This window comes from Mesorhizobium sp. WSM4313 (assembly GCF_002294725.1).
In the GTDB taxonomy this organism is placed as follows: Bacteria; Pseudomonadota; Alphaproteobacteria; order Rhizobiales; family Rhizobiaceae; genus Mesorhizobium.
Map to the genome: position 1 here is coordinate 20389 of NZ_NSFT01000029.1, position 12271 is coordinate 32659.

Annotated in this window: 10 protein-coding genes and 1 pseudogene; 10 read left to right on the plus strand and 1 reads right to left on the minus strand. The window is 58.7% G+C overall.

What is annotated here, in order from left to right; translation table 11 throughout:
* Nucleotides 1-41 precede the first annotated feature (41 nt).
* From ehuB to CK219_RS31905, 5 genes are all read left to right on the plus strand, one after another.
* Complete coding sequence (ehuB, locus tag CK219_RS29860) at nt 42-914, plus strand: ectoine/hydroxyectoine ABC transporter substrate-binding protein EhuB (RefSeq protein WP_082826582.1); 873 nt, start codon at nt 42-44, stop codon at nt 912-914.
* Nucleotides 915-973: 59 nt separating this feature from the next.
* The gene (gene ehuC, locus CK219_RS29865; RefSeq protein WP_063169346.1) at nt 974-1645 is read left to right on the plus strand and encodes an ectoine/hydroxyectoine ABC transporter permease subunit EhuC; all 672 of its coding nucleotides are present in this window, start codon (nt 974-976) and stop codon (nt 1643-1645) included.
* Nucleotides 1642-2310, plus strand: a complete 669-nt coding sequence (gene ehuD, locus CK219_RS29870; RefSeq protein ID WP_063169345.1) for an ectoine/hydroxyectoine ABC transporter permease subunit EhuD — start codon at nt 1642-1644, stop codon at nt 2308-2310. Before ehuC ends, ehuD begins: the two co-directional genes overlap by 4 nt.
* Nucleotides 2311-2429: 119 nt before the next feature.
* The gene (ehuA, locus tag CK219_RS29875) at nt 2430-3206 is read left to right on the plus strand and encodes an ectoine/hydroxyectoine ABC transporter ATP-binding protein EhuA (RefSeq protein ID WP_063170381.1); all 777 of its coding nucleotides are present in this window, start codon (nt 2430-2432) and stop codon (nt 3204-3206) included.
* Nucleotides 3207-3768: 562 nt separating this feature from the next.
* Nucleotides 3769-4437 carry a hypothetical protein gene (locus CK219_RS31905; RefSeq protein ID WP_176477193.1) on the plus strand — a complete coding sequence of 223 codons (669 nt, stop codon included), beginning with the start codon at nt 3769-3771 and terminating at the stop codon, nt 4435-4437.
* 248 nt (nt 4438-4685) lie between these two features.
* Here the strand turns inward: CK219_RS31905 and CK219_RS29885 are convergent.
* Nucleotides 4686-5756, minus strand: a pseudogene (locus tag CK219_RS29885) (IS5 family transposase).
* Between the two features lie 715 nt (nt 5757-6471).
* Between CK219_RS29885 and CK219_RS29890 the strand changes: the two are divergent.
* Genes CK219_RS29890 through CK219_RS29910 form a run of 5 tightly spaced genes read left to right on the plus strand, consistent with a single transcriptional unit; the run spans nt 6472 to nt 12067 of the window.
* Nucleotides 6472-8151: an ABC transporter substrate-binding protein gene (locus CK219_RS29890; protein WP_063170379.1), complete on the plus strand. Its 1680-nt coding sequence runs from the start codon at nt 6472-6474 to the stop codon at nt 8149-8151.
* The gene (locus CK219_RS29895; RefSeq protein ID WP_063169344.1) at nt 8148-9137 is read left to right on the plus strand and encodes an ABC transporter permease; all 990 of its coding nucleotides are present in this window, start codon (nt 8148-8150) and stop codon (nt 9135-9137) included. Before CK219_RS29890 ends, CK219_RS29895 begins: the two co-directional genes overlap by 4 nt.
* On the plus strand, nt 9134-10066 hold the full coding sequence (locus tag CK219_RS29900) for an ABC transporter permease (RefSeq protein ID WP_063169343.1): 933 nt from the start codon (nt 9134-9136) through the stop codon (nt 10064-10066). Before CK219_RS29895 ends, CK219_RS29900 begins: the two co-directional genes overlap by 4 nt.
* On the plus strand, nt 10063-11073 hold the full coding sequence (locus CK219_RS29905) for an ABC transporter ATP-binding protein (protein WP_063169342.1): 1011 nt from the start codon (nt 10063-10065) through the stop codon (nt 11071-11073). Before CK219_RS29900 ends, CK219_RS29905 begins: the two co-directional genes overlap by 4 nt.
* The gene (locus CK219_RS29910; protein WP_063169341.1) at nt 11066-12067 is read left to right on the plus strand and encodes an ABC transporter ATP-binding protein; all 1002 of its coding nucleotides are present in this window, start codon (nt 11066-11068) and stop codon (nt 12065-12067) included. Before CK219_RS29905 ends, CK219_RS29910 begins: the two co-directional genes overlap by 8 nt.
* Nucleotides 12068-12271 lie beyond the last annotated feature (204 nt).

Genomic DNA, 12271 nt, shown 5'->3' on the forward strand with positions numbered 1-12271 from the left:
ATCGGGAGACCATCGGCGATGCGAAAACGGAGGACTAACCAGTGGTCAAGTGGAAACTCGACGAATGCTTTAAGGCTGCAATCTTGAAGAGGATTGCCGCGCTCGGCCTGGCGGCGATGACAATCTCGTCCTTTGCCGGTTCGGCCTCGGCGGAGTCGCTGCTCGATAAGATTAAGAACGGAGAAACGATCCGTCTTGGCTTCACCAATGAGCCTCCCAGTGCCTATCCTGGTGCGAACAACGAGCCGCTTGGCCTGGTCAATGTGATGACACTGGACGTTCTGAGAAAGATGGGAACGACCAAAATCGAGCCGGTCGTAACCGATTGGGGTTCCCTTGTCCCGGGCCTCCAGGCTGGTCGCTTTGACATCATCACGGGCGGCATGTGGATTAAGCCGGAGCGGTGCCGCAACGTCCTGTTCAGCGAACCGATCGCATCGAGCAATGATTCGATGATCGTGCCGAAGGGCAATCCGGAAGCGCTGCATTCCCTCCATGACGCTCAGAAGAAGGGGCTTACCCTGGCCATCATGACGGGTACCACCGCAGTCGAGCAGGCGAAGAAATTAGGTTTCCCTGACGACAAGGTTATGCAGGTCGCCGGACCGCCCGAGGTCGTACAGGCTGTAAAGGCCGGCCGCGCCGCTGCCGGCTCGCTCTATAGTCTGAACGCGACGACTCTTGCCGAGCAGGATCCCAGCATTGAGGTGGCTGACCCGTATACCCCGCCGGGACCGAATGAACATCCCGCCATAGCCTTCCCGCTCAGCGAACAGGCTGCGGTAGACGCGTTCAATGCTGTGTTGAAAGACTATATTGGCTCTGACGAAATGATGGCCGCGGTCGGCAAATATGGTTACACCAAACGCGATCTCCCGGATGGCAGCAAGACCGCTGATCTTTGCAAGGGCTGAAGCTATGCGTCTGACCGCTCCCCGGCCCTTGGCCGGTAGGCGGTCAGTGGGGAGGGCATATGAGTAAGGTCGATCTCAGCTTTATCTTTGCCGTGCTCACCAAGGGCGTCATGACTACGGTCATCGTCACTCTTGGCGCCTGCGTCGTAGCGATCGTCCTTGGGCTTTTCGTGGGCCTGACCCGAGTCTCTCCCCGTCGGCAGTTGCGCTGGTTCAGTATCGCCTACATCGAATTCTTCCGCGGGACGTCCATGCTGGTTCAGCTCTACTGGTGGTTCTTTGTATTGCCGATTTTCGGTATTTTCCTGTCGCCGTGGACTGTCGGAATTTTGGGGATCGGAATGAATGCCTCTGGCTACGCAGCCGAGTATGTCCGCGCCGCCATTCAGGCCGTTGATAGGGGCCAGTATGAGGCATCTACAGCGCTCAATTTTTCGCGGCTCACCATGATGCGGCGTATTATCCTCCCACAGGCAATGCGCGCCATGCTGCCGACCTGGGGTAACATGCTCATCGATGTGCTTAAGGGTAGCTCGCTCGTCTTCTTCATCACCATTCCCGAATTTACTAGCGCCGCCAAGCAGGCGGCCGACGCAACTGGCGATTATATGCTGTTCTTTGCGGTTGCACTATTCGGTTATTACATCATCGCGCGCGCCCTCATCACTCCTTTCGTGCGCTGGCTGGAACGCCGCGTCTCGCGCGGTTTCGTTCGGGAGCAGGTGGCTTGAAGATCTGGGATTGGTCTTACGTATGGGAGGCTTTCCCATATCTCTATCAGGGAGCGATCGTCACCATTGAGGCTACGCTGCTCGGGTTTGCGATCGCGCTGATATTGGGTCTTGTCTTCGCGATGATTCGCCAGTCGCCAAACCGCTACGTCTCGACCACCATGGCGGAGATCGTGGAGTTTATCCGTTCAACGCCCTTGCTGCTGCAGTTGTTCTTTGTCTATTTCGTTGGTCCGCAGATCGGAATCTTCATTCCTGCCTGGACGGCGGGAGTTGGCGTGCTGGGGATCCACTATGCAGCCTATTGTTCCGAAGTCTTCCGCGGCGGCATCGAGAATGTGGATGGCGGCCAGTGGGAGGCCTGTACGGCACTAAACCTTTCGCGAACGCGGACCTGGCGAACAATCATTCTGCCGCAGGCGATCCCGCCCATGGTGCCAGCTCTGGGCAATTACTTCATCGGCATGTTCAAGGACACGCCGGTCCTGGCGGCAATCTCGATCTTCGAGATGCTGCAGCAGGCGAAAAATTTCGGGGGCAATAACTATCGATACATAGAAGCGATCACTATGTGCGGCTTCTTCTACTACGTGTTCAGCTTGGTTGCTTCCGCTATCGTGCAGTCGGTCCGCGTCTGGCTCAACCGCCGCTACCATCTGCAATAGGGAGGCCTTATACTATGAGCGAATTTGTGCTTCGCTTCGAGGACGATCTCACGAAGCGCCCTAGGGCATCAGCCAGGCGGGACGAGCTTGACCTCGATATCAGGCGCAGCGAAAAAGTCATGAACGAACCCATAGTTCGCTTCGAGAACGTCACAAAGCGCTACGGCGCGTTGACGGTGCTGGACGAACTCAATCTCGAGATCGCACGCAACGAGAAGGTGTCCATCATTGGTCCGTCCGGCTCGGGCAAGACCACCGTTCTGCGCATGCTGATGACGCTTGAGCACATCAACGGGGGGGTGATATGGGTCGACGGTGAACCGTTGACGCATACGCAGAAGAACGGCCAAATAGTGCCGGCGAGCGAGCGTCATCTCCGTCGCGTGCGTGCCAAGATCGGTATGGTGTTCCAGCACTTTAACCTGTTCCCGCATATGACTGCTCTGCAGAACTGCATGGAGGCGCCGATCTCCGTCCTTGGGCTCTCGAAGAAGGAGGCGGAGGCCCGAGCGGCAGAGCTGCTCGACTTGGTGGGCCTCGGCGACAAGAAGAACCATTTCCCGATCCAGCTTTCCGGGGGCCAGAAGCAACGCGTGGCGATCGCTCGGGCGTTGGCCATGCGGCCCAAGGTGATGCTGTTTGACGAGGTGACATCAGCGCTTGACCCGGAACTGGTTGGAGAGGTGCTCAACGTCATCCGCAAGCTCAGCGCCGAACATGACCTCACAATGCTGATGGTCACGCACCAGATGGGCTTTGCCAAGGAGTTCTCCGATCGCGTGTGCTTCTTTTCTGGCGGTAAGATTGTCGAGCAAGGCCCGCCCAGCCAGCTTTTAGGCAATCCGCAAAACGAGCGAACGCAGCAGTTTCTCAATGCGGTGCTGGAGACGAGGTGAGTTGCGGGTTGTGCCGCTAGTTGAGTTATCCCGTGGGTGGCTTCCGGGCAGGAACTGGTCCGTTCGGAGCAGGCTGCCCTGCGACGAACCTACGCGCGGTTTTTCAGGGCCGGGTTGATGTCGAGGTTACTGCCCCAGTTCATTCAGGACTGCATAACTAGGATCGTCCGGTCCAAGCCCCAGATTGGTCGAGTTAGGTAAATAGCGCTGCCCGTTCGGCAGTTGCGAGCTTGAAGATCTGATGTGCGTTCAATCTGCCATTCAGGGCATCTGGGCTCTGGAAAGTGCCCTAACACGATTGTCTGACGGCGGACGCAAACCCGGTATCCTACAGGCCCGGGGAGGGTCGCACAAGCGTTCTGCGGTTTCCCAGTTTTTACGGCTTTCATGCGAATGCACCAAAACAATGCCGACTTACTGCGCCTGGAAAGGCATGTTTCTCTGAAACAGCCGTTTCGACGCTGTTAAATTCGTGCATTCAGAGAGAACCTGTATCGCGCAGGTGATGGGCATTTGCTGCCGAAATCACCATCTTAGCTGCTTCCAGAAGAAGGATGCTTCCGTGACAACTCAACAAAGGGCCCTCGGAATTATTGGGCTGGAGATCGGACTTCCGCCTCGTGAATTTCCGCCACCGCAACCGGAGTCGGTCTTCAACCCGGCAACTTTCGACTTCCCAATTATAATAGAGACCGCGGCCGGGGCTTTGGAGGAGAGGGTCATTCCCGGTGATGCTTCTCTCGAGCCGGCCTACATTGCAGCTGCCAGGCGGTTGGTCGAGCGCGGAGCAGTCGCGATAACCGGGGACTGCGGGTTCAGTATCCGGTACCAGGCTGCAGTGGCCGCGTCTGTCGAAGTCCCGGTGGCCATGTCGAGCCTGCTACTGGCGCCCACGCTACTCCGGCAGCTTCCAGCTGACGCAAAGCTCGCCGTTGTGGCCGCAGACTCAAGACACTGCGGCAAAGAGCTGCTGGGCATAGATTCATCCGCAGAGGCAAGAGTAGTCATCGGCGGCATTGAAGGTGACGCGTGGCCGGCTGGTGTTGTTGAAATGGAGTCGGAGGTTGCAGCCTGTGTCGCGCGACTTGGCGCCGCACATCCGGGGATTGCCGCCCTCCTATTTGAATGTACATTGTTCCCGATGGTGACGTCAGCAATCCGTCGTAGGACAGGACTGCCCATCTATGACGCCGCGACCCTTTATCGGATGACATTCGCGTCCGTGGCTTGACCGCTTGGAGGCCACTATCCCAAAATATGAGCTCATGTCTGGTATGAGTTGCGGCTCGTTATTGTAACACACGTCCGCATCTTGTCGAATACTCTGTCGAGACTGGATCCTCGATTTCCGAGGTCAGGACGCGGTGCCTGAGATGCAGGTTGGATTTTTGGAACTCGTGCTGGTCGACCGTGATCCAGACGCTAAGCGGCGACCGACTTCGGCCGGAGTTGAAGCAGGGCGATCAAGGGCCACAAAAATCACTTCAGCCACCTGAGCAGGAGGGAGAAGTTGTATCCGGCGGCGGCCAGGACGGCGTTGAGGGCGTCGCCCTGCTGGCCGGCGAGGTAGTTGCGGCCCATGCGGTGTTCGTTCTTGATGTGGCCGATATGACGCTTGCCAGCGTGTGGCCGTCATAGGGATTGCCGGGCAGCGCTTTTGCATGCAGGGCGAACTGGCCGCCCTTGGAGCGCTTCAGCGTGGTGGCCACCGACACCTTCACACCGAACTCGTAGGGCATATGCGCCTTGCCCTTGCCAATGCATTCCACCTCGTGCGCGTGCAGGCTGTAGATCTTGCGGCCGCGCTGGCGCTGGCGTTGCTAGAGAACGGTGGCGGCCTGGTAGAACGGCCATTTGAAGAGCGCGTCCAGCCCCGCATCGCCGGCGATCTGGCGAGAAATGTCGCGAATGGTCCGGCCGAGATAGGTCTTGAGCCTGCGCAGCGCCTTGTTGGCCCGCTTGAACTGCTTGGCGTGGGCATAGCGCTGGTGGCTGATCAGCGCCAGCTGATAGCTCTGGCGCAAATGGAGCTCCTTCCCTCTTGGCCAGCCGCACCAGCCGTTCGCGCGCCCGGTTGATGAGCTTGGCGTCGGTCGGGAACATGACGTTCTTCGGCTGCACGGTTGTGTCGACGATCACCTGGCGCGTGTCGGCCGGCTTCATCGCCCCGGTCTTGACCGCAAGGCTGAGGCTCTCCTGCAACAGCGCCACGATCCGCTCCTCGCCCATGCGGCTGCGCCAGCGCGTCATCGACGAGAGGTCGAACGGCAGCGTATGGCAAAAGAACGTCTCGCCGGTGAGATACTGGAAGTAAGGGTTCTCCACCCAGCGCTCGCACAGCACCTCATCCGACAGGTTGAAGGTGTGCTTGAGGATCGCCAGCCCCGCCATCAGCCGGGTCGGCAGCGGCGGCATGCCGGGGCCGTCCGAATAGACGGCGCCGAAACGCTCCTCCAGCACCGGCCGGTCGATCGCCTGCTTCATGTTGATGATCTGATCGAGCCTGGAGCGGAACAGGTCCTGCTCTCCCGTCTCGCGTGGCTTGGACATTCGCCGTCCCCTCGATTCGCCGCCGCCGAACCGAGTGAATCACGCTCCGCAGCACAAGGGAATCGCAAAACCGAATTGCAGGAAAACAGCGTCCAAATACCGCTAATCCTGCAATTCAAAAGACGCTATCCGCCTCAATCAAAAGGCCAGATCAATGGCTTGCGGATAGTTCACGGTCGACGAGCTGGCGGCCACGCATCAGGCTGGAGATCCATCAGCGTTTACATCGTTTTTCAACGGGCGGCTCAAGCTCCGTGTTGTTGCGCGGCGCGCAGCTTGTCGAACGCCTCTTAGACCGTCGTGTGCCGGAAGAGGATATCCTCTGGAATTTCGGCATCGACATTCCGACATCACACATCCGTGATAAAGGCGTTTGCGGCTCGACGGGACCCTCCAACCCGAGGTCGCGAACAGAACCTGAATGACTGCCTCGTTTGCTATATGCGAATTGTCCGTGGGCGCCGCCAGGAGCTGGAACCGGCCAATCGACTTTAATTCTGGCTAGCTGTGCCCAGAATCGAGAAAAACGCCGGATTCATGCAGGCACAGCGGCCAATTTGCAGGAACCACCCCCCTGGGCACTGCTACTTATCTGGAATGAGGGGACTGTGGAGCTTCCGTCAAAAGGAAGCCAGATGTTCCGGGTTGAGGCCGTAGATCATCGTGGTCGTGTGAACATGAAGTGATGATAAAGCCGGCAAACAGGGAGGATAAAATGAGCCAATACTCATATAATCGTCGTGCGCTTATGAAGGCAATGCTGGCGATTTCGGCGACCCCTTGGGGGATTAACTCGAGGGCGTTCGCCTCGTCGTGCGACGATCGCATCCTGCGAATCGGCGGACTGGGTGGAGGCCCTGATTCGATGAACCCCTTCGCCACTTGGGGCTCCTTTTGGCCCTTGGCTATTTGCTATGATTTCTTGGTCTGCATAGACGCCCAGCGATACGACGATCGAAAGGGCTTTGCCCAATCTTGGTCCGTCGCCGACGACAACCTCACTTGGACCTTCAAGATCTGGCCCGGCATGAAGTGGTCGGACGGCCAGCCTGCTACCGCTAGGGACGCGGCGTTCACTTATAGTTATTTGCACGATTCCATAGGCAAGCCCGACGAGCTAAACGTCGGGTGGAACAGCACCAGCGGTCTTGAGAACGTCGAGTCCATCAAAGCGTTCGACGACGAGACTTTGCAGATCGTGACCAAGTTCCCCGCGACCTGGCCAATAGACAATATCATAATGATCGTTCCCGAGCACATTTGGAAGGACATCAGCTATGCTGACGCACGCGTAACCTTCCGCAACGATCCGCCTTTGGTGGGTACGGGACCTATGATCGTTTCGGAGTTTCACCAGGGCCAGTTTACACGCCTGACGCCGAACCCCTATTTCCGTACGGGGAAGCCCCAAATCGCGGGGGTGATCCTGCGGTCCTTCGATGCCGCCGATCCGATTGCGCAAGGTCTTAAGAGCGGGGAACTCGATTATGGCAACTACCTGACGTCCGCCCAGTGGGCTGATCTCTCGAAGGATCCCGACATTGTAGTCGGTGAATCCCGCATAGCTCAGAAAACCTATCTCGCCTTCAACACCGCTTCGGGAGATGGCGCAGGTAGCACCAAGGCTCTGCAGGATCCGGCGTTTCGCGATGCGCTCGGCTACGCGATCGATCAGAAGGCCATCGTCGATCGAGCCATGCGCGGACACGCCGACCCTGGTGTCGGACTCGCAATGCCGGTGGCGGCCGATTACTATTCAGATCTGAACGACATCAGGCGCCACTTCGATCTCGCCGAAGCCAACCGCCGGCTTGACGCCGCAGGGTACCGGGACACGAACGGCGATGGCATTCGGGAGGACAAGGACGGGAAGAGTTTCCAGCTAGAGCTGGTGTCTGGACCTTCAGCAAATATAGAGATGCCGGTCGCGGCAGTGCAGTTTATCGCTGGCTGGTTGGAGCAAATCGGTATCCCTGTATCGGTGACTCGGCTCGACTCCGGTGCGCTGAGCGCCCGCGCCGCAGCTCCGGCGAAAGGCGGCGGAGGGTGGGATCTGCTCATTTCCGATACCTGGCAAGGCCCAACACCTAAAGACCTGCTCATCTTCGGCAGCAGCAATTCCATCGGCATCAAGAACAAGGCGTACTGGACGAATGCGGAGTTCGACAAACTGTTCGCGGAGGTGCAGGTCACCGTTGACCTCAAGAAAAACCAAAAGCTGGTCGACCAGGCAGCGCGACTAATTTATACTGAAGCGCCTTACATCGTACTATGTTACCCCACCCTGCTCGAAGCCCACCGGAGGGATTGCTTCGAGGGTTGGGGAAAGCAAGGCATCATGTCGATGGACAGCTACTTCCCATTCGATCGCTTGAAGCCGGTGCCCGCGCCGTGAACGGAGGGGGAGGGAGCCGTCACATCCTGCGCATCATCGTCAGGGCCTCTATAACCCTCCTGATGGTGGCAGTCCTGAACTTCATCCTATTCCGAGTTATTCCAGGTGACCCTGCATCTCTTTTGCTTGGCGGGGCGCGCGTCAGCGTCACCGCCGAGCAGATTGAGGCGCAGAACCAACGTTGGGGCCTTGACCGGCCGCTGTTCCCGGACCAGGCGGTCGACTACCTGTCGGCAACACTCCGCGGCGATTTCGGCTACAGCTTCAAGTTCAGGGGCAGGCATGTCGCAGACCTGATAGCGGAACGCCTGCCGGACACCATAGTCCTAGTCGGGGTTGCTCAGATAATGGCAATCGTTATTGGGGTGATGCTTGGGATCTACGCAGGCTGGCGCCGGGGAGGAGCCGGCGACCGTATCGCAACCGGAGCCTCTCTGGCGCTCTATTCTACGCCGGCTTTCTGGCTCGGCATGATCCTGGTGGTAATCTTCAGCACGGCATTGGGTTGGCTCCCGGGCTATGGTGCATACTCGCCCGGCCTGATCACGGGCTCTCTTGGTTCGTTCCTCGACTACCTGCAACATCTCACGCTTCCCGCCACTGCGGTGGCGCTTGGGCTAATCGGCCAGTACGTCGTCGTCGCTCGTGCCGCAATGAGTGACGTACTCACCGAGGATTACATGGTAACCGCACGGGCGAAAGGGCTGACCAACGGTCAAATGCTGATGCGTCATGCATTTCGCAATGCAATGCTACCGGTCGTGACCTTGATCACCCTCAATATTGGCTATGTGGTCGCCGGGGCCATCACTGTCGAAGCCGTTTTCGCCTGGCCGGGTATCGGCGGGCTGACGGTGGAAGCACTCAACGCACGGGACTACCCAGTCCTTCAAGGCATATTCCTGTTGCTTGGCGTTTCAATTGTTCTCGCAAACCTCGTAGCCGATCTTGCCTACAGCCTTCTAGATCCGAGGGTCCGACAATGAGCGACAATATTGTTCGATATTGCCCGCGAGGCCGGGCGCGCGCAATAAAAGGCTTTCTGCGTCAATTTCTCAGCTATGGCGGTGCTCAGGTGGGCCTCGTATGTCTGGTATTCTTTCTTGTTGTGGGAGCGGTCCCCAATATTCTGGCGGGACCGCTCCAGACTGCGATCAATGCAACTGGCGATTTCCTCGCACCCCCATCAGGCGAGCATCTGCTCGGCACGGACGAAATCGGGCGGGACGTGCTCAATCTGGTCCTCCATGGTGCCCGGATCTCGCTTACGATTGCGCTACTCGCGACTGTGATCAGCCTCGTCGTTGGGACTACAATCGGTACGACCGCTGGCTACTATGGTGGCAGGGTCGACGTCTGGCTGATGCGCTTGACAGACTTCTTTTTTGTCATGCCGTCCTTCGTGCTGGCGCTGGTCATTACACCCGTGGTTCTCGAGGTGATGGGGCGCGGTGGAGAAATCCTGGGCTTCCGTCCTTCTCTTTTCGTGATCATTGTCGTTATAGGCATGACAAGCTGGTCCTTTGTTGCACGTATCGTCCGGAGTCAGACACTGTCGCTTAAGGAGCGACCATTCATTGATCGTGCGCGCGTTGCGGGTAGCAGTAATTTCGGCATCATGGTGCGGCACATCCTCCCCAATCTCGTGCCGCAAATCGCAGCCAATGGTGCGCTGGTGGTCGCCAGCGCAATCTATGTCGAGACATCGCTCTCATTCCTTGGACTCGGGGACCCGTTGCAGCCTTCATGGGGCACTTTGCTTTCGCTCGCTCAGCGCGCCGGCGCGGCCAGTGCTGGAGCCTGGTGGTACCTCGGCGCCCCAGGACTGTGCGTACTCACGGTTTCGCTTAGCTTCGTCCTGATTGGCAGTGCCCTTGACGACACGTTCAATCCACGGCGGAGGGTGATCCCATGACCAGCTCCTCCCAGGACAAAACACCGCTTCTGGAAATAGACCGGCTCTCTGTCGATTATGGGCTCAAGGGCGTTTCATTGCGAGCAATCGACGGCGTAAGCTTCGCGCTCCGAGCCGGAGAGGCCGTGGGCCTCGTCGGAGAATCGGGCAGTGGCAAGACCACGACCGCGATGGCGATCGCTGGTCTACTATCACCCAACGCGCGGGTCAGCGGCGGCCAAGTGCGCTATCGTGGCAACCGACTGCCGATCGACGATGATGCGGCGATGCGGCCACATCGCTGGAGCGAAACGTCCGTTGTCTTCCAGGGCGCGATGAACGCACTTAATCCTGTTCACCGCATTATCAAGCAGATCGCCGAGCCATGCATGCTGAAGCTCGGCATGTCGCGGGGCGAGGCGACCAAGCGGGGAAGTGAGTTGCTTCAACTGGTCGGCATCCCGGCGGATCGTGGTTCCGCCTACCCTCACGAGTTGTCGGGCGGAATGCGACAAAGGGTGATGATTGCCATGGCGCTCGCGTGTCGACCTTCGATTATCATTGGTGACGAGCCCACCACAGCGCTCGACGTCATCACTCAGGCTCAGATCCTTAACCTGCTAGGCGACTTGCGATCGCAGTTGAGCCTCGCCCTGATTTTGATCACCCACGACCTTTCTGTGGTGGCTAAGTGTTGTGATCGCGTAATGATCATGTACGCGGGCCGCATCGTCGAGGATGGCACTGTCGCCGAGATTTTCGCCCAGCCCAAACATCCCTACACCCGACAGCTGATCGAATCGATCCCGAACCCAGCGAGCGGCAAAAAGATGATCCGGCCAATACCGGGTGATCCTCCCAACTTGGTGAATCGACCCTCGGGCTGCGCTTTCCATCCGCGTTGCCCGTCGGTCATGGGGGGGTGCGCGACCGAAGTCCCCAGCCTCAATAAGTTCGGGCGGGGACGTGTCGCCTGTCACCTTCACCGGTCCTTGACGCAAGAAGACAAGGTCGCTGTTCATGCCTGACACTGCCGGCATCCTGCGTCTCGAGAGCCTGCAAGTTCATTTTCCTATCCAGGGCGGTCTGTTCGACCGTGTCCTGGGCCGATCTGTCGGCGCCATGCGCGCGGTAGACGGGATCGACCTCAACGTCGGGCGGGGCGAGATCGTCGCCCTGGTCGGCGAATCGGGAAGCGGCAAGACCACTGTGGGCCGCGTCATCACCAAGCTTGCCAAGCCGACTGGCGGCAGAATGCTGTTCGAAGGCCGCGACATGAGGTCGGTAGAGGGCTTCTCGGCTCTACGTCCGTACCGGCGTCGCGTGCAAATGATCTTCCAGGACGCTTATCAGGCCCTCAATCCGCGACACACCGTGTTCGACATCGTGGCGGAGCCGTTGCAGTCCCTGCGGCTGGTCGGTAACGCCACTCAACTCGCCGACCGGGTGAGTGAAGCGCTTGCGGCCGCTGGGCTCAATCCTCCCGGCGATTTCTTCGCCCGCTTCCCGCACGAGCTATCCGGCGGGCAGCGCCAGCGCGTCGTGATTGCAGGAGCGCTTGCCGTCCGGCCGGAACTCATCGTTGCTGATGAACCTGTATCGATGCTCGATGTCTCGATACGCGCTCAGATTCTTCAGGTCCTGGTTGACTTGCGCGACAGGCACAACATGGCGCTGCTGTTCATCACCCACGATTTGCCCCTTGCCTGGCTGATCGCCGACCGGATTGCGGTCTTGTATCTTGGAAAATTGGTCGAGATTGGTAGCGCCGACGAGATCACATTCAACCCTCGCCATCCGTATACCGTCGCCTTGCGCAACGCCACACCGCAGATTGGCGGCAACGCAGGTCGCGCCGAGTTGCCGGCCCTGCAGGGCGAGGTTCCAAGTGCCGCGCGCGTGCCGAAGGGCTGCCGTTTCCATCCTCGTTGCCCGCTTGCCTTCGACCGTTGCAAAGCTGAGGAGCCGCCGGCGATCGAAGTTGGACCACAGCACCTGTCAGCCTGCTGGCTCGCTAAGTGAAAGGCATGCAATCAGCGCCACCCCAATGAGCGTATTCCATCTGGTATTGCACAGGCAGGTGGGCTGGAACACCACCATGCAGATAGAATGCTGAGACCCGTCGAAATTGGCCACTCCATCTTGAATCAGTCTCAATGTCTGGGAGGCACTCTGAAGTGTGTAATGAACTAGGCCCGATTAAACCGCCAACGCCGCGATACGAAG